We start from the raw sequence: 26,142 nt of genomic DNA on the forward strand, positions 1-26,142 counted from the left end.
TTTAATATTAAATTATTCTATATGAATAGATTGAGACAAAAGTAACAGAAATGTGATACGATTTTATCAGCCGCCCTGTTCCTGATTGTTTTTTATCTGCACAAATTCAGTCGGAGTGCATCCATAAAAAGTCTTAAAGGAATTGGAGAAGTAAGAGTGACTGTTAAATCCAAGATGTGACGCAATTTCAGAGACATTCATTTCGGATTCTTTCAACAATTTTGCCGCCATCTCGAGGCGTTTGTTACGGATCAGTTCCATCGGTGAAAGTTCGGTGATGGATTTGAGTTTGCGGTAGAGGTTCGCACGGCTGATACCGATTTCCGTGCATAACAATTCGACATCCAGCTTTTCATTGGATATGTTTTTCTCGATCACGTCAAACAGTTTCTGCGAGAACCGTTCGTCGGCCGACTTCACCTCGATCCCCATTACATCCGGGGAGAAACGTTTTCCATAGAGTTTTTTCAATTGCTCCCTCGAAGCCAGCAAGCTACGGATACGTGTCTGCAACACGTCCATATTGAACGGTTTCACAATATAATCGTCCGCTCCCGCCTGGAATCCTTCCTTGATATGGACTACCATCGAACGGGCAGTCATCAGAATAACCGGGATATGTCCGACGCGGATATCATTCTTGATCATCGTACACAGTTCCAGTCCGTCGCGCTTTGGCATCATGATATCGCTAAGTACCAGGTCAGGGAAATCCTGCACTACTTTTTCGTAAGCCCTCACTCCATCGGCTGCTTCAATAACAATATATTCGGCTTCCAGGCTTTTCTTCAGATAATCACGTACATCCTTATCATCCTCGACCAGCAAAATCTTATATTTAGGTTGATCTTTATTCTCCGGCACCGGCAACGAGACCGATATATCCTCCGTATTCGTTATTTCCGCAATTTTATCTATTTCCCTGCTCTCTATCTGTTCTTCAGAGAATGCCGAACGGGATACCGGAAGGATAACGACAAAGCAAGCACCTTTTGTTTCCGTATGATCCACATAAATTACCCCACGATGGAGCTGCACAATCGTATAAACAAGACTCAGACCGATACCTGTCCCCGACAAATTAATACCGGACGTTTCAGGAATCTGATAGAAAGGAGTGAATATCTTATCCGCCTCTCCTTCTTCAATCCCTTTACCGGAATCTTTGACTTTCAGGATTACGTAATGAATGTTTTCATCTTTATACAATCCGTCAGTCTGTTTCGGGTCCAGTTCTTTCAGGGTTACTTCCGACACCTCCATAAGAACAGATTCACCGGAAGCCGTATATTTGAAGGCATTCGACAAGAGGTTAAAGACGACTTTTTCCAAGAGGGATTTATCAAACCAGCCATTGATCGTTTTAGGAGTACAATTCAGGGTGAATTTGACTTCATTGGTCAAAGCAATCTGATTGAACGCATAATAGATTTCTTTGATATATTCGCAGATATCCCCTTCACTTACCTTCAGGTCCATGCTACCCGCCTGGTTCTTATGCAGGTCCATCAGCTGATTGACAAGAAGCAAAAGTTTTTGGGCGTTCTTATAAATAATGGATAGCTTGTCATGCAACTCCGCCGGAATATCCACCCGTTTGACCAGCTCTTCAAACGGAGTGATAATCAACATTAAAGGTGTACGCAACTCATGAGAGAAGTTTGTGAACAGACGTATCTTTGCCTGATGAAATTCTTCCTGTTTTTGTTTCTCCAGTTGTTTCATTTTCAACCCGGCTTCCAGGTTACGTTTGATATTTACATAATAAAGAATTCCGTAAATAATAGCCGCTAAAGCAATAACATAAAATAGATAAGCATACCAGGTCCTCCACAGAGGCGGCTGCACGATAATAGCCAATGAACGTCCTTCCTCATTCCAGACACCGTCATTATTAGAGGCTTTTATATGAAAAATATATTTGCCGGGACTCAGGTTGGTATAAAAGGCAGAATTACGTTCTCCTACATAGTTCCAATCCGTATCATATCCTTCTAGTTTATAAGCATACTGATTTTGCGTCGCATAAATATAATTTAAGGCCTGGTAAGTGATTGAAAAGTTATTTTCATTATAAGCCAGACGGATCGTTTCCATGCCGTCCAATACTTTATTCAGGATAGCAGACTCATCACCGACTTTCACCGGATGGTTGTTAACAGATAATTGCTCCAATACCACAGGCGGAATATTATTATTTTTATCCATCGCCTCCACATGAAATGTCACAAAACCGTTGCTTCCGGCAAAACAAAGACTCCCATCCGGCAAAGCGATGCCGCTATGCAATGTAAATTCACGAATATCTATTCCGTTATGACGATGATAATTCCTGACTTCATCTTTCGCCGGATCAAACATGATCAGGCCGTTTACCGTACTCATCCATAACCGTTGATCGCTACTTTCTACCAACGTACAGATATTATTATCCAGCAAACCTTCCCTGACAGTCATTATCCGCCGGATCGCCTTCGATTCATCCAGTTGAAAAATACCACCTCCGTAAGTCGATACCCATATCTCACCGGATTTAGTCCGGACAATCGCCGATATATAGTTATTGGGTATCCGGTATTTCTCTACAGAAGCCTCATTGGAATATTTTGTCAGCTGTTTTTTATGCGTATCGAAGCGAAGTAATCCCTCAGCCGTACTTCCCAGCAAAAAGACGCCGTCTTCTTCTTCCAGGATACAACGTACATTCGAAAAATAGATCGGTTCATCTACATTATTATAAAAGGTAGTAACCAGGGAATCATTCACAAAACAGGTCAGTCCAAATTCGGTCGATGCGCCACCCACCCATAAAACACCATTATGGTCGCGAATGATAGAATAGATGGAATATTCAATCGGATACTGATGATACAAGGAAAATTTTTTGGTTTTGATATTAAACTTGTAGATTTCTCCTTTAGTCGTTCCGCACCAGACATAACCGTCTTCGTAAAAAACGGATTTAATGATATTCGTATTAAATGCGAACCGGACGGAAGGATCGATCAGGTAATAATGTGACTCATTCGTCCGCTTATTATAATTCAATAATCCGTATCCTTCTGTCGCTATCCATAAATCTTCGGGAGATTCATACGTAATAGCTCCGTAAATACCGGTCCTGATATTAAATTCTTCCTGCGGTTTATGAAGAACAAAGCGGTTTGTGAATTTATTCAGATAATTAACCCCTCCGGCAAATGTACCGACCCACAGTGTTTCGTCCCGGTCTACACAAAAACAATAAACCGAATAATGGCTTAATGACTTATTTATATCGTCGTAACCGGCCACCTTTACGATCCGTTCGGTCGCTTTATCCAAATCAAAAATGCCATCAAAAGTACCGATTAGCAGCTTCCCCTGCCATTCGATTATACAACGCACCGAGTTATTGCTCAATCCGCTGTTTAAATTAGTATATGAGGTCACCTCATTATCACGCAGATTGATTTTATTCAGTCCGCTATTCTTACAACCAACCCATATCTGCTTCTTATCATCTTCATAAATGGAAGTAATATTGTTGTTATTCAATGGCATATTTTTAGATTCACTCGTAAACTGACTGATCAGATTCATCTGATGGTCACATAGGAGCAATCCTTTGTTTCTTGTACCGATCCAAAATCTGCCTGAGCTATCTTCCAGCAAAGTCACTATCATTGCTCTTTCAGTATCATCTTCTATAGGGATATATTCAAAATGGTCTCCCTCCCTATTATAGCGATTCAACCCCTCCCAGGTTCCAACCCACAGACAACCCGAACGGTCGGTGTATACCGTAGAAATACTATTGGCAACCAATCCGTTTGTCTCCAGGTTATAGCGTTTAATCTCATTTGTGTTCAGATCTATCCGGTTCAGTCCATTGCTGGTTCCCACCCAGAGAAAACCTTCCTGATCTTCGGTAATGGAGGTGACGGAGTTATTCGACAGGCTCTGCTCATTTCCGTCTTCCCGATGATAGATTTTATATTCTTTTCCGTTAAAACGGTTCAGTCCGTTCTTGGTTGCAAACCACAAATATCCTCTCGAATCCTGATAAATAGTCATCACAGAGAGTTGGGAAATCCCTTCATTCAGATCTGAATTAAAAGAATACAGATAGTTTGTCTTTTCTGCATGTAGTGTTAATACGGAAAGGATTAGAAATAGTATCGAAAAAGATTTCCTGATCATACTTGTTGCATCTGATTTATGTAGAACAAAAATAGTAAAAGTTTCGATTAGCAAAAATAATCAATAGGAGATTAACAGCCGGTTTATGTTTAGAAATAATTGAGCTATCTGTTTAGTGACTGGTTGTAACTAAACAGATAGCTCATATTTGATAAATTCTGAATCAAATAACCTCCTTATAAATCAGATTTACTGTATTTCCATAAATACAGTCGGTATCCCCTCTGACTTAACGGCTACTATGCTCTTTCCTTTATTCAGATTTACTTTGATGCGAGCCCTGCCGTTATAGGCCTGGACCTTACGGCTGCCGGTAGATGTTCCCTGATTCTGAATCAATGTACCATCACCAGCCAGTTCAAATTCAAGATATTTCTTTGAATCGAGGCAGCGAACGCCTTCCTTATCGTAAAGCTGAGCTTCCAACAACGCCATATCGCCTTCACGTGATACGATATGTACTGTAACAGAGGCTTCTTCTCCCCATTTTGCCGTCTGATATTCTTGGCTGATCTCATCCGTAATCTTTGTCTTTCCTTTTACGGCCACAGCACGAATCTCGTTCTTTCCTTCTTCATATACACAATTCCAACGCAGTCCGGCCGCCGGATAATCCTGACTGTTGCGTTTCTTCACTCCCTGGCTGACACCGTTCACGAACAACTCCACCTCGTCGCAGTTTGAATAGACCAATATTTCTTTGCGGTCTCCCTGGTTACCCCAGCGCACCGGCCAGCTATGTCCGTAAATATGTACCATAGGCTCGGTCGTCCAGTATGACTGAAAGACATAATAACTTTCTTTCGGAGTGAAATCACGCTCTATTACCCCTTTCTGATTCACATACGGGACCGGATTTTCAGGACGAACAGGAGTTGAGAAATCCTTGAACGGCCAATAAGCAGCCCCAGTCAGCCACGGCATTGTTTCCTGCTCTTTCAAATGCCAGTCGATCAGGCGGACAATATAACTTTCCGACCAGTCGCCATCCTTCGATGCACGGGCGGCGCCACCGTATAAAGAAGCATCCCCGGCACGTTCGTCGGCACCATTGCCGGATTCAATACCTTTCAGATTGGCAAATACATTCTCTGAATGACGGCGGGCATGGCTGTCTCCTCCCCACTCCACATGCAGGAAACGTTTTACCTTCTGCATCTCCTGTTCCGAAACGGATTTATAATCAGTAAATACCCCACGATACCATCCGGCCCAGATAGAAGGAGAATAAACATCCACAATATCACTACAAAACTCACAGCGGCGGATGGCCGTCATACGGGTATCATCCAAGCGATGAGCCAGGTCATGCAATTCCTTCATAAAAGTACGGATAGCCCCTTTATCAAACTCACTGAAATCGTTGGGCCAATCGTTTTCGTTACCCAGGCCCCAGATAATAACGGCCGGGTGATTATGATGCTGATCGATCATATTAGCCAGCATACGACGGGCCTGTTCCTTATATACCGGACCTCCCAGACCTCCGCGGCACCAGGGAATTTCTTCCCAGACAAGGATACCCAGTGAATCACAAAGTTGCAGGATAATATCCGATTGCTGGTAATGTCCGAGACGGATAAAGTTCACACCCATATCCTTCATCAGCTGCATTTCCATACGCATCATATCTTCGGTCATAGCCTGGGCTACTCCGGCGTGATCTTCATGGCGGTGCGTTCCCTGAAGCAAAAGACGCCGGCCATTCAGGAAGAACGGGCCTTTCTCCTGAAATTCGAATTGACGGAAACCGAAGCGTTCTTCCGCTGTCAATGTCTGTCCGTCGGTATTTATAGTCAATTCGCAAGTATAAAGGTTGGGAGAATCCACGTCCCACAAGACGGGGTTCTTCACTTTTACTTCCGTCAGGAATTGATTGCCAAGAGGCTGAACATTTTCTATCGTTTGAGTAAATATCTGTTTGCGGTTTGCATCATATACAGAGACAGTCACATCCGCCTTTCGTATATCTGCCGGATTATAGAAAGAGGCTTTGACTTTTACAGAACCTTCTTTGCGGTTTGCCGAAAGTTCCGGCTCCAGGCGAATCTGTTCAAAAGAGGCTTTCGGAAGATAAACCAGGTTCAGGTAACGATACAGACCTCCGTAGAGATTAAAATCAGACAAATCGGACGGGATCATTTCGAGATCGCGCGAGTTATCGCAACGGATAGACAGAGGTATTTTTCCTTTGAAACGCTTCATCTGCTTATCATCCGCCATAAATGACTTCACGGCTTCCGTAATATCGACACTCCAACCGTCGTAACCACCGGTATGTTCTCCGACTAATGTGGTATAGACATATACTTTTGTCTTCTGTCCCGCTCCTTCAAAATCCAATATGATACGGCCATCCGCATAGGGATTATCAATTGTCAGCAGTGTTTTATACCAACCCGGTCCCTGATAATAATTCACATCGGGATCTACGGCATCTTCCGCATTGAAACAATGGGGAAGAGTGACTTTTTGCCAGACAGGAACCGTCTCCGGACTTCCCGGTGAAGCAGGGCGCACAGCTTCCCAGATTCCGCCCAGATCACCTTTCAGATATTCCCAGTTATCCGTTAATCGTATTTTTTGTTTAGAAGGTACTTTCCCTGCCATCGAAAAGCAACAAAACAGGAAAAGACAGGAAAAAAGAATGTTTCTCATTATTTATTCGTTTTATATTAGTTAATCATTATCAATAAAGATATACCAATGCAAAGATTGGTTAGTTCAGAATTTATCAGATATGAGTGTTTGTTTATAGCAACTGGTTGTACCTGGCTCCCCTCTGGAGAGGGGGCAGGGGGTGTGTCATATCCCCGCCATACAACCACCATAATCAGAGTCACTTGACTATTACAGGTTCATTTGCCGTTTGCTTCAGCTAACGGTTTACAAGTTGTTTCTCTCTTTTGGCTTCAGCCACATTTCTCCTAGATAGAAAACTGTAAGAAATGGGACTAAAGTCCAATGAGATAGACCCTTTACTAATCCGTCAGCTGAAGCAGACGGCAAATAAACCTGTTACAAGGCTTGTTTTATTGACTGGCTTTAACACACCCCCTACCCCCTCTCAAGAGGGGAGCCAGTTACAACCAGTCAATAAACAGATGATTCAATTATTTCTAAATTCACAATATCGCTGTTCCTTCCTTCTCCAGTTTCTGTTTCCGGAGGAGGGCTTCCAGATAATAATAATCAGCATATACAATCGGGACGTCCACCTCCACATTGTGCATTTTAGTACCTGTGCTATGCAATAGCAGGAAGCCTCTGTCTTTGCCGGCTGCCGCACGATAGTTTGCTGACAGATTCTCAAGGATTGTATTTGCTTTTGTAACATAATCCTGGCGTTTAGCCGGGTCATACATGCTTAACTCATATAAAGCAGAAGCTGTAACAGTTGCAGCAGAAGCATCGCGAGGTTCATTGGGTATTCCCGGAGCATTGAAATCCCAATAAGGAACAAGGTCTTCGGGCAATGTCGGACTGGAAAAGATATAATTTTCTATATGCTTCGCCTGTTCCAAAAACTCAGGCAAACCCGTTTCACGGTAACACACGGTATATCCGTAAAGTCCCCAGGCCTGTCCACGCGACCAGGCCGATTCATGCGCATATCCCTGATGCGTATGTTTATGCAGTACTGCCCCGGTAATCGTATCATAGTCAACCACATGGTAAGAACTGTAATCATCGCGGAAATGATTCTTCATTGTCGTACGGGCATGATTTACGGCTACATTATAAAACAGAGAATCACCGCTTGTCCTGAACGCCCAGAAAAGAAGTTCCAGGTTCATCATATTATCGATAATAACCGGACAATCCCATTTATCCCGGCTATGGTCCCATGAGCGGATTATCCCCGCACCCTCTTTATAACGGGTAGTCAAGGTATAAGCAGCCTGCAACAGAACATCCTTATAAGCCGCATCCCCCGTCAGCCGGTAACCGTTTCCGAAACTGCAATAGACCTTAAAGCCCATATCGTGCGTTCCGCCGTTCATCTTCTCACGTTCGATCAAGGCAGTTTGCTGCTGCGCCTTTTCTTTCCAGAAATCATCCTTGGTATATTCATACATGTACCAAAGTTCACCCGGGAAAAATCCACTCGTCCAGTCGCGGGAAATAACCATATGCAACGTACCGTCCGGTTCGACATTACGCGGACTGGCCAACGGGCCCAGGTTTTGTTTATCACGTAATTCCTGCTTTTGTCTCGGTTCCGCACAACGGGCAGCATCCATCTCGACAAAAGCCTGTTTGAATTGTGTTCCGGCAAAAGCAAAGTTCTCCTGAACCAGATCGGGTTTCTCGATTCCGCAGGAAGCCATAGCAGCCAGTAACAGAAAAATAGGAGTTTTGAATTTCATATTCTTTCAACTAAATAAGATAAATCAATAATAACTAAAACAGAATAATCACAGCCACAACAGCGGATGACGAAGAGGAAAATTCCGTATCACCTCATCATTCTCCGGAAAATGTTCCAACTCCGACCAAAGGGAGAAATAATTTTCATCAGGCGTATCGCAGACGCTGAATAGCAAAGCTGTATGCGCCACCGGCCATTCATCCCAATACATCACATCTTTTTCAAACGGCCACGCAGACTTATCCTTTATATAGGGGTACAGCCAGGCCACCCCTTTCTGCATATTCCGTCCGTCTTCCGTTGTATATTGCCAGAGATTATTTGTATCATCGGAAAGGATATGGCACACTGTTGCCATAGCATCCAGATTGAAAAGGGAATATCCGTACGGTTTGGTTCTCGCCAATTCCAACGGAAAACTACCATCCGTATCCATCTGTCCCGGTAACAGAACTGTTTGATAACGTTCGCGGCAGAAGTCCAGCACCTCTCTATTCCCGGTATACTTTGCAAACTGGGCCGCCTGCATCACCCAGCAGGTACCATGGTTGTTTTTGGCATTCATCTCATCCTTTCCGTAAGGATGGTTCGTCAGCCAGTATAAATAGTTGGAAAACCAGTCTTTGGTAGCAACGGCATCTTCACAGGAAAGCAAACCGGCCTGTTCCATTACGATCAGTGACTGCACGACTTCCAACAGATGAATAGTATCGATTATTCCTATTCCACGGCCCGTAACAATTCCTTTTATTGCCTGGGCGTATTGAAGATCGGGATTCATCCGTGTCTCCGGATCAATGAACCAGGCACGGATATGTTTTAATGCCTGTACAATATATTTCTCATCTTTCGTCACGATCCAGGCAGAAGTCAAGTCTCCTACAATCGAACTGAAACGGATCATTGCATGGCGATGAGCAACAAAGTTCTCCGGATTCGTTTCCCCGTCACGCCGGATATAGGCACTGTCCGGATTAACCGGATCAGGCCACCAGTAATCACCTTCCGAATAAAAATCGTGTACCCCTCCGGCGCTTCTCTCAGCGACAAAAGAAGTAATGGTGACAGGTTCTTGCGTTAAAGCCAGGTCTCCCCGGGTTATAATTTCCGTATGTAACAAATCTGATACCCGCTTTTGCAACCGCGTTCCGTCAGAACAACGGCAGCATACAAGTATTGTTGCAGAAATTAATAATAACAATTTTAGATTCATGGCATAGACAGATTATTTTCTGTCCAAAATTACGCCAAGCATCTCTTTCCGGTTTTTAATATTATCGCAAAAGCTTGCAGATTTATTACAAAAATGACATTTGATGAGATAATTATACAATACCGACAGATAATACTATCCGATCTTATTTAGTTTGTTTCATAATTATAAACAAAAGAATATTCATACGTATTCTGTCCGGCATCCAGACCTTCTACTGATTTTATATCTTCTGTAATAACCATGCCAGTGATATAGTCACCGACAGTCTGGTAACGAAAAGTATATTCAGCACCATTTTTACTCTCGCCCAACAAATAACGGCTGGCCGATTCCGGTAAATTACGGTTGGAGGTCCCGTATAACGAATTCAAAGGATTTACTAAATCCGGTGTTATCGGTCTCAATGTATTAAGCACACGGAACGGGAAATTGGCAGGGCACAACTGGCTACCATAGGTATAACTCACCTCATCACGCGGAAGACACTGATAAACGGTTACATTCCCATTAGTCCACGTATATTTATCTAAAGATACTGGTTCATTTTTCTTATATCCTCCTTCTTCCAACGGACGTTGAAAAATCCAATCTGCTTCAGTCAGATTGCTACGATCATATTTATACCGATATTCATTCTTCACATATTCCGCATTCGGGACATATTCATTGATAGCCCATTCCTGCTTATTTACGACCACATTTCCACTCATCTGAAAATCTTCCGTATGCACATTTGAAGCATCGATCACAGATATCTTATTTCCTGTATAAATCAAGTTAAAAGTACCTTTGGAAGTCGTTATTTTACTAACATTACCATCCTGATTGTAAATTATATCCAATGAATATTCAGGGAAATCGGCCCCGTTCTTTTTACAGGTTATCTTTGTTAACTTATTCAACTTCGGAAGAGAAGGCTTATCATCATCTCCGCAAGAGATCAAGCCAATCACTAAAATCAACATCAGGTATACACACTTTTTCATAAGTTCTACTTTTATAATTCAACATCACAAAAGTAAAACATTTGGCAAAATAAAGGCAGATGTAACCAATTTTAAGTAATCTCTACATTTTAATAACATGGATTCACTCCCCTTTTATCAGCTGCTGTATCTTATTTTTATCGCCCACTACCCAGACCAGATCGTCCAGTTCGAACACCGTATCGTTATCCGGCGTCATCAGCGAATCCCCGTTACGTTCGATCGCAACAATCAGGCAGTTGTACCGCCGGCCTACGTTCGACTGCATGATACTTTGTCCGAGGAACGGAAAACTGTCATCGACAACAAACGAATTGACCGTAACCTCTTTCGGCTGCCCGACCGAACAATCGGAACCGTTCTCCTGATCTTCCAGCTTAGCCTGAAAGGCTTTTAACTGTTCGTCGGTTCCTACCACAACCACCTTATCCTGCGGATAAATATGATCGGAACCACCGGGGATATAGATTTTATGATCACCACGGATGATCTCTACGATACTTACTCCAAACTCCTTCCTAAGCGGCAAATCCGACAGCGCTTTCCCTGCATAGGGAGAACAAGGGGAAACCGGAACTACGGCCAGGTGTATATCTTTATCACTTAACTGATTATTAAAACTCGCCTTCAACGGATTACGTTTCCGGTCGACCTCTTCCCTACGGTTCAGGTTAGTAAGAAAATGGGCTTCCAGCCTGGAATACTGGTTCAGGTCGCGGCGGAACAGAATAACAAGGATCAGGACTCCCACTGCAATAATAGCTCCGATGCCATATTGCACATGATAATATTTAATCAGCACGATCGAAACAAACAGAATGGCGACAAACACCCTGAACAACACAAGCGCCACCAGTTTCCCATGATTATATTTATTATCCTTCCACAGGCTCATAAACAACTCCGGCGAATTATTCTTGTTCGCCACCAGCCCGGACAGGAAAGGAACCATCAGTATCAACGTCAGCACACTCATAACGATACTCCCCCACATCTCCATTGCCGGAAATTTTTCTATCAGCAACGGATGAATAACCTGGGTGGAAAGTAACAAGATAGCCGTCAGCAACACCGAATGAATCAATATCTTTCCTACATAAATCTTTAATAGCTTACGCCAGTCGCTTTCATGGTTGATCGTTTTCGTTCCGGAAGAATAGCGGTCCAGAAAATCGCGTGTCTTATCCGGCAATACCTTGTACAGCCACTCAGCAAACGGTCCCGACAAACGGATAAAATAAGGAGTCGTAAAAGTCGTTATCACCGACACGGCAACGATAATCGGATAAACATACTCGTCGAGTACCTTCAACGACACCCCTAAAGCCGCAATGATAAAAGCAAATTCACCGATCTGAGCCAGACTGAAACCCGACTGAATAGATGTTTTCAGCGGCTGTCCGGACAAAAGTACTCCGAAAGACGAAAAGAAAGCCTTCCCCACGATCGTCACCAACGTGATCAGAATGACAGGCCATGCATATTGCACCAGGACAGCCGGATCGACCAACATACCTACCGACACGAAAAAGATGGCGCCAAACAAATCCTTGACAGGCTTGATAATATGTTCGATGCGCTCCGCCTCTATCGTTTCGGCAAGGATAGACCCCATAATAAAGGCCCCCAAAGCAGCCGAGAAACCCGTTTTCGTCGCTACCACCACCATTCCCAGACACAGACCCAGTGCAATAACCAGCAACGTTTCATCATTCATCAGCTTCTTCACCTTTTTCAGGAAAGCCGGAATAATAAATATACCTACCAGAAACCAGAGAATCAGGAAAAAGGCGACCTTCAGGATACTACCGATCATTTCCTCCCCGGCAAACTCCTGGCTCACCGCCATCGTTGAAAGCAAGACCATCATAATAATGGCAACCAGGTCCTCGACGACCAATGTCCCGAACACAATCCCCGTAAACCGCTGGCTCCGCAACCCAAGGTCATCAAAAGCCTTTATAATGATCGTTGTCGACGACATCGACAGCATCCCGCCCAGAAATATGGAATTCATCGTAGACCATCCCAGCAGATGCCCGACCAGATAACCGACGATCAGCATCGTTATCACCTCGGTCATCGCTGTAATAAAAGCGGTAGAACCGACATTCATCAACTTTTTGAAACTAAACTCAAGTCCCAGGGCAAACAGCAGGAAGACGACTCCCATCTCCGCCCACAAATTAATATTTTCAATGTCTACAACCGTAGGAAAAATCTGTACATAAGGCCCGGCCAGTAAACCGGCGACGATATACCCCAGCACCAGGGGTTGTTTCAGCCATTTAAATAATAAAGTAATTATCCCTGCGGATATAAGAATCAATGCAAGATCGGAAATCAAATCAGGTAAATGCGACATACACTATATTATTGATTAATCTGTTAGCTAACAAAAATAACATTTTTCCGTATTTTATCAAGTACAGCCGATGCTTTTTTATAACTTTGCTAGAAATAAATAAAAACATCTATCTATTTACTTAAATCTGTTAGTATATGAAAAACAAGATTATTCTCTTTCTTGTTCTGTGTTTCTGTTTTAATTTAGCAGGATTCGCGCAAAGTACCGTTCATGAATCGGTCAAGTTCCAAAGTAAAAAGTTAGGAAAAGAAGTCTCCTACTCGATCTATCTTCCGGACGGATACAACAGCTCCGAACGTTATTATCCAGTGCTTTACCTGCTGCACGGTTATACCGATGATGAAACCATGTGGATACAAACCGGGCAGATGCAGGAAATTACCGACCGCGCCATCTGTAGCGACCAGGCCGTGCCTATGATCGTTGTCATGCCGGATGCCTGGGATACCTGGTATATCAACCAATACGATGGGAAGGTACCCTACGAAGACATGTTTTTTGAAGAGTTGATTCCCCACATCGAAAAGACCTACCGCGCCCGCAGTAACAAAGAGTTCCGTGCCATCGCCGGACTGTCGATGGGAGGTTACGGTTCGTTCCTTTACACCCTGCATCATCCGGATATGTTTTCCGCCTGCGCCCCGCTTAGTGCCGCTATTTTCGACGACAGCGTGATGGAACGCCGCCAGGCTGAATCCCACAAAGACCTCTTCGGCCGCCTGTTCGGTCCCGGACTGGATTACTGGCACAAAAACAGCGTCTTAAAAATGCTTTCCGAACTGGATAAAGAGAATCTGCCCCGCATCCGTTATTACATCGACTGCGGAGACCAAGACGGCCTGCTGGATGGTAATTTCCAGGCCCATAAGATCATGCGGGAGAAAGGGATGAAGCATGAATTTCGTGTCAGAGGCGGCGGACATACCTGGTTATACTGGCGCACGGCATTGCCCAACGTCCTGGAATTTGTCAGCGGAGCATTCCGGAGGGATCAATAGTAATCAGTACCAAGATACCCCCAAAACATACCGGTGCGCCCCACTATGCACAACAATTACATACTCACATTCTTGCGCCTGAAGGCACGCTACTGCTTAGCTTCACAATGACACGCAGATGACACAGATAAAGCAGATGAGCACAGATCAACGTTTAAAATTAAAATAAAAATCTGTGCTCATCTGTCCAATCTGCGTCATCTGTGGACCATATAGAAACTTGATACATTAAGTTCAATTATTTCTAAATTGGCATATTGGCTCATTTTTTCTATAATGGAACTATTACCCATCAACTCATTATTTCTTATACCAAACCGGACCTGGCTGATTTCCCATTTCAAACTCAAGCGTTGCGCCGCTCATGATCTGGTCGTGGGTGATATAGCTCTTGTCGTAAGGCTGGCCATTCAGTTTGACTGACTGGATATAGATATTCTCCGCATTTACTCCCGGAGCTAAAATCTTGAATACTTTACCATCCGCCAAATGCATTTTTACTTCCGGGAACAAAGGTGTTCCTATCTCATACTGTCCGCCTACCGGATCGACAGGATAAAATCCCATCGCACTGAAAACGAACCAGGCCGACATCTGTCCGCAATCTTCATTACCACAGATACCATCCGGAGCATTCAGATACAAATCATGCAAAACCTGAGCCACATACTTCTGCGTCTTCCAGGGTTGTCCCACCTTATTATACAGATAAATAACATGATGGCTCGGTTCGTTACCATGCGCATATTGTCCGATCATACCTGTACTGAAAATTGGCAGGTCTTCTTTCGCATCCGGAGCATACGTAAACATGCTATCCAGCTTTTCCGTGAAACGCTCCTTGCTGCCCAGCAAACCGATCAAGCCGTCCAGATCCTGCGGAACATACCAGAAATACTGCCATGCATTACTTTCGCAGATATCTTCCGTATAATCTTTCGCATTGAACGGAGTTACGAAATTACCCTTTTCATCACGCGGCTGCATAAAGGTCGTTTCAGGATTATAGACATTGCGATAGTTCTGTGAACGTTTATAGAATTCATCCGCAATCGCTTTCTTTCCCATCTTTTCCGCCATACGGGCAATGCAATAGTCATCATAAGCATATTCCATTGTTTTGGACAACGACCAGTTTTCCCATTTTTCCGGATCACTGTTAGCCGGTACATATCCCAACTTCTTATACTCCCCAATACCCCGGTAATCATCCCGGTTAGCCGTAGCAACACATGCCTGTAAAGCCAGTTCCGGATTAAAAGTACTGATACCTTTCAGGTAAGCATCCACAATCACAGGAACAGCGTGATAACCGATCATCATATTCGTTTCATGCCCATACAGGTTCCACAAAGGAAGGGCGCCATTCTGTTCGTAGAATTTCAGGAAACCCTGAATCATATCGTTCACACGTTTCGGGTCCGTATAAGTGTACAACGGATGGGCTGCCCGGAAAGTATCCCACAAAGAGAAGGTCGAATAATTATTCCAACCGTCAGCCTTATGTATCTGATTATCCGGACCATAATACGAGCCGTCCACATCACTGAAAATAGTCGGGGCGATCATCGTATGATACATGGCGGTATAGAACTTAACCAGGTCATCTGTATTATTGCCGTTCACTTCGATCTTCGACAATTCTTTGTTCCAGCGGGCAACAGCCTCCGTATGATAACGGTCAAAATCGTTGACCGGCACTTCTGCCTGAAGGTTCTTTGCCGCACCTTCCATGCTCACACCCGAAATAGCCGTATTCACCAGAATCTCTTCGTCCTTTTCCGTATTGAAATCGAAACGGGCTACATAGGCTGTACCGATACGGCCTTTATCCTTCGTCACAATCGCCGTTGTATCCATATGGTAAGCAACAAACGGTTTGGAGAAACGGGTCTGGAAATAGACATGCTGGTCGGGCGACCATCCTTGTGAAAAACGGTAACCGCGGATAGTAACGGAATCGACCACCTCGATATAAGAATCAAGCGTGAAATCCCAGTTCATCGCTTTCTTCAGATTCAAAAAAACGGAAGCTTCTGCCTTTGGGAACGTATAACGCTGGATACCGCAGCGTTCGGTAGCCGTCAATTCGACATTAATATTATAGTCTTTCAGCAACACCCGGTAATAACCGGCCGAAGCAGCCTCGTCATTATGTGAAAAAGTGGAATAAATACCCAGCGGTGCTTCAGCCTCTTTATACGGACGGGTCACCGGCATAAAGGAAATATCATATAAATCCCCTGCCCCGGTACCGGAAAGATGCGTATGGCTGAAACCGGCAATCGTCGTATCCGGATAAAAATAGCCTGAGATACGGTCCCATCCGGGCAACCCGTTATCAGGACTTAACTGCACCATACCGAAAGGAGCCTGTGCTCCCGGATAAGTATTCCCGGTAAAATCAGTACCGATCATAGGATTAACATACTGCGCATAATCCGCCTCCTGTTGTTTCTCCGGCGTGCAGGCCATCAAAGCCAGCAAGGAGACCGCCAATAAAGTGATGTGCCTCATTTGTTTATAAATTGTTTAAGTCTTGACAAATATACAAAAAGAGACGTAACATTTAAACAATGTACGTCTCTTTCTATAACTAAATTCCAATGTCTATGGTTTATTAACCTTCATTTTCTTCTTCGTCCTCTTCATCCGGTTCTTCTTCCGGCGGTTTTCTTACAAAGAATGCACTTAATTCGTACAAACCGTAAAGCGGGAAGAACACGACACTCAGTGTAAACGGATCGCTACTTGGTGTTATAAATGCTGCGGCAACAAGCAATCCCACAATGGCATGGCGCCTGTACTTATGGAAAAATCCTCTGTGCAGCAATCCCAGCTTCGACAACAACCACGATACCAACGGCATTTCAAACACAATCCCCATCACAAAGATCAGCATCAGGAAGTTATCCATATACGAATCCAGGGAAACCTGTTCCTTAATGTCAGGACTCAGCTGATAGGTTGCCAAAAAGCGGAGCGTCATCGGGAATACCATAAAATATCCCACTGCACATCCGAAGAAAAACATAATTGTTCCGAAAAAGAATACCCAACGAATATTCCTCTTTTCATTATCATACAAAGCCGGGCTGATAAACTTCCATACTTCATACATCAAGTAAGGAAAAGTCAGAACCAAAGCCAGCCAAAAAGAAGTTGTCATGTGAGTGAAGAACTGGGATGCCAGTTTGATATTGATAATCTCCACATGAAAATCATCATTACAGAAATCCGGCAATACATCCAACCAGGGACTTACATTGATCATCCATTGGTTTAATTCACACAACCACTGATAAAGAATAAAATCGGAACGACAAGGTGCCGTGATAACGTGATTAAAGATATCACGCATAAAAGCAAAACTACCGATAGCAAAAACAAAGAGCGCCAGAATAGAACGGAATAAAGTCCAACGAAGTTCTTCCAGGTGGTCCCAGAAGGACATTTCATCTTGTTCCAATTCTTCCATTTCGTCTACTTCTTATCGTTGTCGTCCAGCTTAATGTCGTCTTCTAATCCTTTTACACCGTCTTTAAAGTTCTTCACACCTTTACCGATACCTTTCATCAGTTCAGGGATTTTCTTTCCACCGAAAAGTAACAACACAACAATAGCGATGATAACGATTTCGCCTGTACCTAAATTTCCTAAAAATAGTAATTCGTTCATGATATTATAAATATTAGTCGTTAATATTCTCCTTTTAATAGGGGCAAAGATACTATTTGTAACGAATAGTCACTCCATTATTCTAAATTTATTACCTTTGCACCGTCTTAAAAAACTGAAATTAGAAAAAGATTAGAAAGATGAAAGCTTATGTATTTCCCGGTCAGGGTGCACAGTTTGTCGGAATGGGAAAAGACCTTTACGATAACAATCCCCTTGCAAAAGAGATGTTTGAGAAAGCAAACGAAATTCTCGGTTTCCGCATTACAGATCTGATGTTCGCAGGAACAGACGAAGATCTGAGACAAACCAAGGTTACACAGCCTGCCATATTCTTACACTCGGTTATCCTCGCTAAAACTTTAGGCGACCAGTTCAAACCGGATATGACAGCCGGGCACTCCCTGGGTGAGTTCTCTGCACTTGTTGCAGCCGGAGCACTATCTTTTGAAGATGGTCTGGTATTGGTTTCCAAACGTGCCATGGCTATGCAGAAAGCTTGCGAAGCCACTCCTTCTACGATGGCTGCCGTACTGGCTTTGCCGGATGCAACAGTTGAAGAAATCTGCGCAAGTATTACAGACGAAGTAGTTGTTTGTGCAAACTACAACTGTCCGGGTCAGCTGGTTATCTCCGGTTCAATCCCCGGTATCGACACTGCCTGCGAAAAGATGCTGGCTGCCGGTGCAAAACGTGCATTGAAGCTGAAAGTAGGGGGTGCGTTCCACTCTCCGCTGATGGAACCGGCCCGTGCCGAACTGGCTGCCGCTATCGAAGCGACTCCAATCCACGAACCTTCTTGCCCTGTTTACCAGAACGTAAGCACAAAAGGTGAAACCGATCCTGAAACAATCAAGGCCAACTTGATCGCCCAGCTGACAGCTCCGGTTCGTTGGACTCAAAGCGTTCAGAACATGATCGCCGACGGTGCCGACCATTTCATCGAATTAGGACCGGGTGCCGTACTGCAAGGATTAGTCAAGAAAATCAATAAAGAAATGACTACAGAAGGTATGCAATAAGCGACAAATCCATGTATATAAAAAAGGTTGGCAAAAGAATATTGCCAACCTTTTTTTATTCTTAAATATGACTTCTACAATGTACTTAATGATTCAATACTTATCATATTTGAACTATCTTTTTTATATCAGAGCGCCAGCTCTGTCATCCCGGGCTTGACCCGGGACCTCATACTTAACTAATAATCAACCAGTAGGATGAGGTGGCGGGTCAAGCCCGCCATGACAGAAAGAGGGGCGCCTGAATAGGATAAAAGATTCACCTTTTTCTAAACACAAACCAAACTCCCAACAACAATACCCCTCCCCCACCCAGCACCCACCAAACCGGCAAGCGCCCCAGCGACCAGCCGCTTTCTTTCTGCTCCGTAGCCACTGTTTCCCGCAGCCGGCGGCCTTCCTGTCGCGAAAGTGAGAGCAGTGTATCCTGACTGACAGATACCTGCCGGCAGTCCGCCACAGCACGCCTTATTTGCCCTACGTGCTGCCTGCCATTGCTGTCAGGAGCCGAAAACGAGACCTCCTCCCACCGGAGCGTCGTTTGCATATCAGACTTCCGTACACGTTCCGCCCACAAGCTGTCGTACCGTTCCACAATCAACGAATCCCTCTCCCCGAACGTCCGCTCCGCCACCGTTTTCCTCCCCGCAACACAGCCACTGCCGACCGCCAGCATACACAAAAAGCACCCGATCAATCCTTTACTCTTCTTTCTCATCCCTTCTGATCTTATATTTATAACTATAATCCACCCCGAACAACGCCCCTGAAAACGTCGACACCTCACCGAATCCCACCAACACCGAGTTATGTATCTCCCCTGCCGGACTGCACCAAAACCCCATAAACAACAATACAACACCTGCCAGCGACAACAAAACCGCCACCCATAACTGGCAACTAAGCGGCCAACCCCTTCTTTTACAATATCCCATACTCCTCCTCCGCATCAAAACAAGGACACTCTTTCAACCATTCATCCCGCGTGATCTTCCCGTCGCCATTCCGGTCGGGCGACAAATCACGGTGCCCGCAGATCCGGCATCCCGGATACTGCACCAGCAGCAGCAACAACAATCCCCTGATAGACAATTTCTGCCTCTCCGTACGCGTATCTTTCGGATGCCCGCCGGCATCCAGCCCACCTTCGTAACAAATCCCCAAGCTGAACGCGTTATACCCTCTCACATGTGCCGGAATCTGCTCCGGCGGACGCATCGGCACGAGCTCACCCGAACGGCGGATATAATAATTATAACCGGCCGAAAAGAAACCACGCGCCTTATGGTCACGTTCCAGCTGTTCCGGCGTATACTCCATCGTCTCACGGGTAGCCGAACAATGCAAAACAATCAGATTAATTTTTCTCATGATTCAATTCTGTTTATCGTTAATGTGAAAGCAAATGTACAGGAAGGGGAAAGTATGGAATCGGTTTAAATGGGAATAGCAGGGAATAAGAGGGAATAAAACAGATTTTACCGGGAACCGGAGTATTCAGGTAAAGAGACAAGGATTGAACCCGAACACGTTCACCGTCCCGCTTCGTTTATTTATTATCAAATATTCCAGGTCTCAGGATCGCCCAGATGATCCACCAGTATCTCCACCTGGCGCGGCGTAAACATACGCTGTCCCTTGCGGTAACCCGCTTTCTTCAGATCATCCAGCAACTCTTCATCCCGTCTGATCCACAACGACAACTGTGCAGAAGCCGATTTCGGTAAAATACCCGGGAAATACAACCGGGCCAGTTCCGTATGCCCCCATACCTTGCTCTTATCCATGATCATTTTGTTTTTGTTGTTTTTCTTTCAGTTGCAAATATTCCTCGTAAGTGATACCGCCGGACGACACATTCTCCGGTTTCTCCTCCTTCTTTCGTGCCGCCTTATAACGGTTTGTCTCCGTCAGGCGTTCGCCCATAAACTGCATCAGCGCACTGGTGACAGTCAACGCATCCACCATCCCGTAAAAACGGCCGTAACGCCCGCATTTCAGCCGATGGAAAAACAGCAGCAATTCCGTCACCTTCAGATAAGGATATTCCGCCAACACCAGACGCGACAACTCGCGCTGGCGGTTGACCGGCATTTTCTCTTTCACCCCAACAAACAGGTTAATATCTTCCAGCAGAGCGCATATAAACACCATGACCACCAGCTCGCCATACCCCAGGCAAACCGTTTCCAACATGGGAGCCGTACCGAAATAAGCACGCTCGGTATAACGGGCGGCCATTACCTGCATATCCGGTTTAAACGTATTCAGGAATTTCTCCGCATTCCCGTAACGAGCCGTCATATCAGCAACTTCTTGTTGCTTCTTCAGCCATGCGGAGGAGTTCTTCCCGTCGGGCAGCTTCTCCGTTATCGTCTGAAAATCGAGTTTCATTTGATTTTCCATATTGTGTAGATTGATTTACATTTTGATTTCCATTTCCATTTTCCGGGGTTTTCGTTACAGAAACCGGAGTTTCTGTTGCAATAACCGGGGTTTCTGCAACAATAACCCCTTCATTCGCCCAATTATCCGGTATTTCGAGATCCGGATCGATCTTTATTCCGAGTCTTTTACTGATCTCCCGGAAGCGTCTCTGTATCGCCAGCGAAGAAAGTACCTGCCGGTATTCCAGCAGTTCCCTGTCGAACAACTGAAGATCTATACAATAAAGGACCGCCTCACTGACCGTAGCCTCGTCCAACCCCAGGATAACAGAGATATCGAAACAGAAATCACTGTCATAAGAGATATAATACCCCTTCTCCCGGTAAATTTCACAAAGGATCGCTAAATAAATACAGATGCCCTTACACCCGTACTTTCGGAGCAGGCGTTGTATTTTCCTGTCCGAATACAGGTCCGTATCCAGCGGAAAATAGCCCAGTCCTTTTTTTAATGGTCTAGCCATAATTTTAATTTTTAAAATGTTGATTACCTGAAGCACCAACGGTTAACAAATCCGGTGCGAAAGAAAGGAAGTGATTTACAATAAAAGTCTTTGGCGTGTACAAAAACAGTAAAAGTTGAACTCCAAACTCCCGTTTAAAATTCAACCCTTAGACTCTTTATGCGGTAAACATAGACAAATATATTTTTATATCCTATTTATCCGGTAAAAATCAGGATAATATGCTTTTAGATTAAAAAAAAGCATATCTTTGTATCGTAACAATTTAAATATGAACAACTATGAAAAATGATTCTGCTTTGGTCCGTTTCGATTGGGCCGTAAAGCGCCTTTTACGTAATAAATCAAACTTTGTTGTGTTGGAAGGCTTTTTGTCCACTTTACTTGGGCAAGAAATACGTATTGTCAAAATGCTGGAAAGCGAAAGCAACAAGGATAGTGTCGATGATAAGTTCAACCGGGTAGATATGCTGGCAGAAGACAGCAAAGGGGAACTCATCATCATTGAGGTACAGAACAACCGTGAACTGGATTATTTCCATCGTATGTTATACGGAGCATCCAAAGCCATTACCGATTATATCAATGAAGGCCAGGAATATGGTGTTATTCGTAAAGTATATTCAATCAACATCGTTTATTTTGAATTAGGGCAAGGCAAAGACTATGTCTATCATGGTCGTACCTGCTTTAAAGGAATCCATTACAATGACATTCTTCAGTTGTCCGTACGCCAACGTGAACAGTTTGTACGACACGAAGCCGGAGATATTTTCCCTGAATATTACGTATTACGGGTAGACGGTTTTAACCAACAGGCTAAAACGCCTTTGGACGAATGGATTGCTTTCCTGAAAACCGGCGAGATCGATAAAAACAGTACGGTTCACGGTTTACAAGAAGCACGCGAACGATTGCGGATAGACCAGTTAGACGAGAAAGACAGACGACAATATTATGCAGACATGGAAGCTATACGTTATCAACGCAGTGTGATCAAGACCGGATGGATTGAAGGCCGGGCCGAAGGAATAGCGGAAGGGAAAGCGGAAGGAATAGTTGAAGGGAGAGCAGAAGGGAAAGCAGAGCAACAACGACTTATAGCTATAAACCTGAAGCAGAACGGAGTCGACCCTCTCATTATTGCACGATCTACCGGCTTGTCGATAGAAGAAATAGAACAGCTCTAAAGACCTGACACGGCATAAAACATATTCCCGGGGAGGCTCTTCTCGCCGGGATTTTTATAGCAATACATACAAAATCCCAAATTGCCATTTTGATAGTGAATAGCGATTTTGAAAATCGCTTTGATACGTTAAAAAATATTACCCGGTAGGGTATTTTATTTTACCCGGTATATTAATCCGATTTACCCGGTTGGGTAGTGTCATTTTGATAGTTGGAGAAAGTCATCTGATAACCGGTCCCCCAGTCCGACTCTATTTTAATACAGGGAAATGCTCTCAGATTCTCTCTTAAACGGGATATAGCCATAGCTACACAATCCTGATCCGACTTACAGACCTTACTTTCAACCAAACGTCCCAAAACATGGACACAAATATCCTTATGTGTTAATTTATAATTCTCTGCTTCGATAAAACACTTAAATAATTTTGAAGAATTACCTTTCAAAGAAATAGATAATTTTTCCTGAAAACGTAGAATTCGTTGTTGTTTATGAAAATAGAAATCACACGGCAAAGCTATCCAAGGATTTTTCTTCAACATAAAAAAAGTTCTCTTATTTTGTAATTTTAATATTTCAGCTTCCTTTTGTTCTATCAATTCTGCCTGTTGTCGATTAACTGATTCTGCCTGTTGCAATTTAAGTGATCCAGCCTCTTTCAACTCGAGCAGTTCAGTTTCTTTTCGTTCTATCAAATCAGCCAGCTGTCGATTAACCGATTCTGCCTGTTGCAATTTAAGCGATTCAGTCTCTTTCAACTCGAGCAGTTCAGCTTCTTTTCGTTTTATCAAATCAGCCAGTTGTCGATTAACTGATTCTGCCTGATGCAATTTAAGTGATTCAGCCTCTTTCAACTCTAGCAGTTCAGCTTCTTTTCGTTCTATCAATTCTGCCTGATGTCGATTAACAGATTCTGCCTGATGCAATTTAAGTGATTCAGCCTCTTTCAACTCTAGCAGTTCAGTTTCTTTTCGTTTTATCAAATCAGCCTGCTGTCGATTAACAGATTCTGCCTGTTGCAATTTAAGTGATTCAGCCTCTTTCAACTCTAGCAGTTCAGCTTCTTTTTGTTTTATCAATTCAGCTTGTTGTCGATTAAATGATTCTGCCTGTTTCCTTAAATATACCCAAACTAATCCTACCAAAATCAGCAACCCAAAAGGTATTGTCAGAAACCATCCCATTCGGTTCAAAACAGTTCGAGCAGGAATATTTACGTAAGCTAAAAGTGTTATATCCTTCTCTGCATCTTTATCTTTCTTGCAGACGATCGGCCCCAAAAACTTAGCCACCTCATATAAGGTACTATCTGTTGAAGAATCAAATGATTTTCCATTCCTTATACAGCGTATTGCTGTTTCAGCCTGAATATTATGTTCCAGTAGTATTTGATGGAAAAGACTGTCCAGTACATACCGGTTCGAATCTTTGTCTGCAAGATAGTCTTGATTAAACCAAGCATTTTTCTCCTCCTCCGAAAAATCATTCAGAGACTTTTGAGAATCATAATATTTTTTTCGGACTGTGATTCGTTGTTTCTTTTCTTTTTGCATGGCCTCTGTAAAAAATATAAAAGCTTCTGAGTGTAGTTTTTCTTTCTGACTACGATAAATATCCATAAACCACAACACCAATAAAACGATAATAACTATAAAAACAAATCCGATCACCAGTGTTTTGCTAAACTTTATTATTATTTTCATATTATTCTCCTTTCTTTTACTAACAGATTTCTAATCACTTTCTGACAATTTACTAACAAATTTGCAATTAAACAGTTATTTTTCAAACGATTAATATTTATAGTATTTCTCACATCCATCTTTCTATCAAATTATTACATACCTTTGCGATAAATCAAAGGATGCCTGATAATCATTCTTAGAACAAAGTTAATCAACTTAAATAAAAAAGTATATGAAAAAAACAATTAAAACAGGATTTATTCTTTTATCATTATTCGGTGCTTGGTATTTTAGTCACATTAATTCAGAAAAAAAATCAATGGAAGATTTGGTACTCGAAAATATCGAAGCCTTGGCTTGGGATGAAAACGGCCTACCTGACGAAAACTTTCAATGTTATAATTGGGGCGAAGTCGACTGTTACGGAGACAAAGTTGAAGTTAAATACAGTGGTTATAGTTTAGACTAACAATGAAATCTCTCCCCTCCATATTATTAATAGGTATTAGTACCCTTGCCGCCTGTTCCGGAAATCAGCAAACCCCTTTCCCCCGGTACGCTGACTTTCCTGAAACAAAGGCGATCAAGGCACAGGTCGCAGACCTGGATACTGTCCTGCTCCGTTACCCATTCCGGGTAGCGGTCAGGGATAGTATTGCCGTGGTGATGGACCTGCATAATATGGATCATTTCCTGCATGCTTTTACCTATCCCAGATGGAAGCATCTCGCCTCCTTCGGCAAACGCGGGGAAGGACCAGAAGAAATGCTTTCTGCTGAAAATATCCAATTCAACTCCTTAGACTCTTTATGGGCGATCGACGCCAATAAAATGGAGATTACACGTTGGAAAATATCTCCGGCTACCGGCTCAGCGGAGCGCGTCGAAGAGATCAAGCTGGATAAGGAATTAGTACGTTCACTGGACTTTCATACGATGGAATCGGGGTTTTTCATTCCGGATTACATGGGAGAGTTCCGGTATTGGGAAGTCGACAGCAACGGTAAGCCGGTCAAAAGCATCGGAGAAATCCCAGGCGAAACGATCGATGAAAACACCGTTCGTCCGGCACTCGCTCAGGCATGGAGAAGTTTTATGGATTACAATCCCGACAACGGTATCCTGACAATAGCTACCCAACTGGGGGAAGTATTTGAAATCTTCAATCTGAAAGATAACACTCATAAAGTCCTTTATGGTCCCGCAGGTGAACCGCAATACAAAACGGCAAAAGACGGCACAGGCGTTCCCACCGGAATTATGGGGTTTAGCGATATAAAGGTGACAAACAAATACATCTACGCTGTTTTTCAAGGCATTAAGTTCGATGACAAAATTGCTGCTATCAAGCAAGGAAAAGAACCTGAAAACGGAGCAAAGTATATCTATGTATTCGATCTGGAAGGTAATCCGGTACGTAGATACGAACTGGATCGTCGCATCAACAGTATAGATATCAACGAAGAAACAAACACGATCGTTGCCACCGAGGTGAAAAGCGATGATCCGATCATAGAATTTAAGATTTAGCA

21 protein-coding genes are annotated in these 26,142 nt (G+C 43.5%); 5 read left to right on the forward strand and 16 right to left on the reverse strand.

Features of this window, described 5'->3' with window-relative positions:
• Window positions 1–66: 66 nt before the first annotated feature.
• The 6 genes from NBH14_RS07270 to NBH14_RS07295 form a co-directional block, all read right to left on the reverse strand.
• Window positions 67–4,182, reverse strand: a complete 4,116-nt coding sequence (locus tag NBH14_RS07270) for a two-component regulator propeller domain-containing protein (RefSeq protein ID WP_186960801.1) — start codon at window positions 4,180–4,182, stop codon at window positions 67–69.
• Between the two features lie 189 nt (window positions 4,183–4,371).
• Window positions 4,372–6,840: a glycoside hydrolase family 2 protein gene (locus NBH14_RS07275; protein ID WP_186960802.1), complete on the reverse strand. Its 2,469-nt coding sequence runs from the start codon at window positions 6,838–6,840 to the stop codon at window positions 4,372–4,374.
• A 467-nt stretch (window positions 6,841–7,307) separates the two neighbouring features.
• Window positions 7,308–8,552: a glycoside hydrolase family protein gene (locus tag NBH14_RS07280; protein ID WP_128134007.1), complete on the reverse strand. Its 1,245-nt coding sequence runs from the start codon at window positions 8,550–8,552 to the stop codon at window positions 7,308–7,310.
• A gap of 48 nt (window positions 8,553–8,600) precedes the next feature.
• Complete coding sequence (locus NBH14_RS07285; protein WP_186960803.1) at window positions 8,601–9,767, reverse strand: alginate lyase family protein; 1,167 nt, start codon at window positions 9,765–9,767, stop codon at window positions 8,601–8,603.
• Between the two features lie 149 nt (window positions 9,768–9,916).
• Window positions 9,917–10,756, reverse strand: coding sequence for a DUF5032 domain-containing protein (locus NBH14_RS07290; protein WP_186960804.1), 840 nt, complete (start codon window positions 10,754–10,756; stop codon window positions 9,917–9,919).
• 103 nt (window positions 10,757–10,859) lie between these two features.
• Complete coding sequence (locus tag NBH14_RS07295) at window positions 10,860–13,121, reverse strand: monovalent cation:proton antiporter family protein (protein WP_186960805.1); 2,262 nt, start codon at window positions 13,119–13,121, stop codon at window positions 10,860–10,862.
• A gap of 137 nt (window positions 13,122–13,258) precedes the next feature.
• On the opposite strand from NBH14_RS07295, the gene NBH14_RS07300 reads away from it, so the two are divergent.
• On the forward strand, window positions 13,259–14,122 hold the full coding sequence (locus tag NBH14_RS07300) for an alpha/beta hydrolase (RefSeq protein WP_186960806.1): 864 nt from the start codon (window positions 13,259–13,261) through the stop codon (window positions 14,120–14,122).
• 300 nt (window positions 14,123–14,422) lie between these two features.
• Here NBH14_RS07300 and NBH14_RS07305 read toward each other — a convergent pair whose 3' ends face one another.
• The 3 genes from NBH14_RS07305 to NBH14_RS07315 all read right to left on the reverse strand — a co-directional run bounded on the left by NBH14_RS07305 (window position 14,423) and on the right by NBH14_RS07315 (window position 17,800).
• A complete protein-coding gene (locus NBH14_RS07305) occupies window positions 14,423–16,639 on the reverse strand; it encodes a GH92 family glycosyl hydrolase (protein WP_186960807.1) in 2,217 nt (738 codons plus the stop codon).
• A 103-nt stretch (window positions 16,640–16,742) separates the two neighbouring features.
• Window positions 16,743–17,600, reverse strand: coding sequence for a twin-arginine translocase subunit TatC (tatC, locus tag NBH14_RS07310; RefSeq protein WP_186960808.1), 858 nt, complete (start codon window positions 17,598–17,600; stop codon window positions 16,743–16,745).
• Window positions 17,601–17,605: 5 nt separating this feature from the next.
• Window positions 17,606–17,800 carry a Sec-independent protein translocase subunit TatA/TatB gene (locus NBH14_RS07315; protein WP_007652767.1) on the reverse strand — a complete coding sequence of 65 codons (195 nt, stop codon included), beginning with the start codon at window positions 17,798–17,800 and terminating at the stop codon, window positions 17,606–17,608.
• 140 nt (window positions 17,801–17,940) lie between these two features.
• On the opposite strand from NBH14_RS07315, the gene fabD reads away from it, so the two are divergent.
• Window positions 17,941–18,822, forward strand: a complete 882-nt coding sequence (gene fabD, locus NBH14_RS07320; RefSeq protein ID WP_186960809.1) for an ACP S-malonyltransferase — start codon at window positions 17,941–17,943, stop codon at window positions 18,820–18,822.
• 259 nt (window positions 18,823–19,081) lie between these two features.
• Here fabD and NBH14_RS07325 read toward each other — a convergent pair whose 3' ends face one another.
• From NBH14_RS07325 to NBH14_RS07350, 6 genes are all read right to left on the reverse strand, one after another.
• Complete coding sequence (locus tag NBH14_RS07325) at window positions 19,082–19,540, reverse strand: hypothetical protein (RefSeq protein WP_186960810.1); 459 nt, start codon at window positions 19,538–19,540, stop codon at window positions 19,082–19,084.
• Window positions 19,524–19,757: a hypothetical protein gene (locus NBH14_RS07330; protein WP_250817276.1), complete on the reverse strand. Its 234-nt coding sequence runs from the start codon at window positions 19,755–19,757 to the stop codon at window positions 19,524–19,526. Before NBH14_RS07330 ends, NBH14_RS07325 begins: the two co-directional genes overlap by 17 nt.
• Window positions 19,744–20,193, reverse strand: coding sequence for an N-acetylmuramoyl-L-alanine amidase (locus NBH14_RS07335; RefSeq protein WP_186960812.1), 450 nt, complete (start codon window positions 20,191–20,193; stop codon window positions 19,744–19,746). The genes NBH14_RS07330 and NBH14_RS07335 overlap by 14 nt, the downstream gene beginning before the upstream one ends.
• Window positions 20,194–20,381: 188 nt before the next feature.
• A complete protein-coding gene (locus NBH14_RS07340) occupies window positions 20,382–20,609 on the reverse strand; it encodes a DUF4248 domain-containing protein (RefSeq protein ID WP_128135553.1) in 228 nt (75 codons plus the stop codon).
• Entirely contained in the window at window positions 20,602–21,216 is a 615-nt protein-coding gene (locus NBH14_RS07345; protein WP_250817278.1) for a DUF6633 family protein, read from the reverse strand. Before NBH14_RS07345 ends, NBH14_RS07340 begins: the two co-directional genes overlap by 8 nt.
• Window positions 21,128–21,733, reverse strand: coding sequence for a DUF4373 domain-containing protein (locus tag NBH14_RS07350; RefSeq protein ID WP_186960813.1), 606 nt, complete (start codon window positions 21,731–21,733; stop codon window positions 21,128–21,130). The genes NBH14_RS07345 and NBH14_RS07350 overlap by 89 nt, the downstream gene beginning before the upstream one ends.
• A gap of 281 nt (window positions 21,734–22,014) precedes the next feature.
• On the opposite strand from NBH14_RS07350, the gene NBH14_RS07355 reads away from it, so the two are divergent.
• The gene (locus NBH14_RS07355; RefSeq protein WP_186960814.1) at window positions 22,015–22,923 is read left to right on the forward strand and encodes an Rpn family recombination-promoting nuclease/putative transposase; all 909 of its coding nucleotides are present in this window, start codon (window positions 22,015–22,017) and stop codon (window positions 22,921–22,923) included.
• A gap of 172 nt (window positions 22,924–23,095) precedes the next feature.
• Here NBH14_RS07355 and NBH14_RS07360 read toward each other — a convergent pair whose 3' ends face one another.
• Window positions 23,096–24,628: a hypothetical protein gene (locus tag NBH14_RS07360; RefSeq protein WP_186960815.1), complete on the reverse strand. Its 1,533-nt coding sequence runs from the start codon at window positions 24,626–24,628 to the stop codon at window positions 23,096–23,098.
• 214 nt (window positions 24,629–24,842) lie between these two features.
• On the opposite strand from NBH14_RS07360, the gene NBH14_RS07365 reads away from it, so the two are divergent.
• Both NBH14_RS07365 and NBH14_RS07370 read left to right on the forward strand, forming a co-directional pair.
• A complete protein-coding gene (locus tag NBH14_RS07365; RefSeq protein WP_186960816.1) occupies window positions 24,843–25,079 on the forward strand; it encodes an NVEALA domain-containing protein in 237 nt (78 codons plus the stop codon).
• Between the two features lie 2 nt (window positions 25,080–25,081).
• Window positions 25,082–26,140 carry a BF3164 family lipoprotein gene (locus NBH14_RS07370; protein WP_186960817.1) on the forward strand — a complete coding sequence of 353 codons (1,059 nt, stop codon included), beginning with the start codon at window positions 25,082–25,084 and terminating at the stop codon, window positions 26,138–26,140.
• Window positions 26,141–26,142 lie beyond the last annotated feature (2 nt).

Origin of the sequence: Parabacteroides caecihominis (assembly GCF_023656785.1) — a bacterium.
Classification (GTDB): Bacteria; Bacteroidota; Bacteroidia; order Bacteroidales; family Tannerellaceae; genus Parabacteroides; species Parabacteroides segnis.

Bases quoted from the DNA above. Each gene is read 5' to 3' on its own strand.
- tatC (WP_186960808.1), bottom strand. From the start codon at position 17,600: ATGGAAGAATTGGAACAAGATGAAATGTCCTTCTGGGACCACCTGGAA.
- NBH14_RS07275 (WP_186960802.1), bottom strand. From the start codon at position 6,840: ATGAGAAACATTCTTTTTTCCTGTCTTTTCCTGTTTTGTTGCTTTTCG.
- NBH14_RS07350 (WP_186960813.1), bottom strand. From the start codon at position 21,733: ATGGCTAGACCATTAAAAAAAGGACTGGGCTATTTTCCGCTGGATACG.
- NBH14_RS07340 (WP_128135553.1), bottom strand. From the start codon at position 20,609: ATGGATAAGAGCAAGGTATGGGGGCATACGGAACTGGCCCGGTTGTAT.
- NBH14_RS07300 (WP_186960806.1), top strand. From the start codon at position 13,259: ATGAAAAACAAGATTATTCTCTTTCTTGTTCTGTGTTTCTGTTTTAAT.
- NBH14_RS07270 (WP_186960801.1), bottom strand. From the start codon at position 4,182: ATGATCAGGAAATCTTTTTCGATACTATTTCTAATCCTTTCCGTATTA.
- NBH14_RS07345 (WP_250817278.1), bottom strand. From the start codon at position 21,216: ATGAAACTCGATTTTCAGACGATAACGGAGAAGCTGCCCGACGGGAAG.
- NBH14_RS07360 (WP_186960815.1), bottom strand. From the start codon at position 24,628: ATGAAAATAATAATAAAGTTTAGCAAAACACTGGTGATCGGATTTGTT.
- NBH14_RS07355 (WP_186960814.1), top strand. From the start codon at position 22,015: ATGAAAAATGATTCTGCTTTGGTCCGTTTCGATTGGGCCGTAAAGCGC.
- NBH14_RS07370 (WP_186960817.1), top strand. From the start codon at position 25,082: ATGAAATCTCTCCCCTCCATATTATTAATAGGTATTAGTACCCTTGCC.
- NBH14_RS07365 (WP_186960816.1), top strand. From the start codon at position 24,843: ATGAAAAAAACAATTAAAACAGGATTTATTCTTTTATCATTATTCGGT.
- NBH14_RS07290 (WP_186960804.1), bottom strand. From the start codon at position 10,756: ATGAAAAAGTGTGTATACCTGATGTTGATTTTAGTGATTGGCTTGATC.
- fabD (WP_186960809.1), top strand. From the start codon at position 17,941: ATGAAAGCTTATGTATTTCCCGGTCAGGGTGCACAGTTTGTCGGAATG.
- NBH14_RS07305 (WP_186960807.1), bottom strand. From the start codon at position 16,639: ATGAGGCACATCACTTTATTGGCGGTCTCCTTGCTGGCTTTGATGGCC.
- NBH14_RS07285 (WP_186960803.1), bottom strand. From the start codon at position 9,767: ATGAATCTAAAATTGTTATTATTAATTTCTGCAACAATACTTGTATGC.
- NBH14_RS07325 (WP_186960810.1), bottom strand. From the start codon at position 19,540: ATGAGAAAGAAGAGTAAAGGATTGATCGGGTGCTTTTTGTGTATGCTG.
- NBH14_RS07295 (WP_186960805.1), bottom strand. From the start codon at position 13,121: ATGTCGCATTTACCTGATTTGATTTCCGATCTTGCATTGATTCTTATA.
- NBH14_RS07330 (WP_250817276.1), bottom strand. From the start codon at position 19,757: ATGGGATATTGTAAAAGAAGGGGTTGGCCGCTTAGTTGCCAGTTATGG.
- NBH14_RS07315 (WP_007652767.1), bottom strand. From the start codon at position 17,800: ATGAACGAATTACTATTTTTAGGAAATTTAGGTACAGGCGAAATCGTT.
- NBH14_RS07280 (WP_128134007.1), bottom strand. From the start codon at position 8,552: ATGAAATTCAAAACTCCTATTTTTCTGTTACTGGCTGCTATGGCTTCC.
- NBH14_RS07335 (WP_186960812.1), bottom strand. From the start codon at position 20,193: ATGAGAAAAATTAATCTGATTGTTTTGCATTGTTCGGCTACCCGTGAG.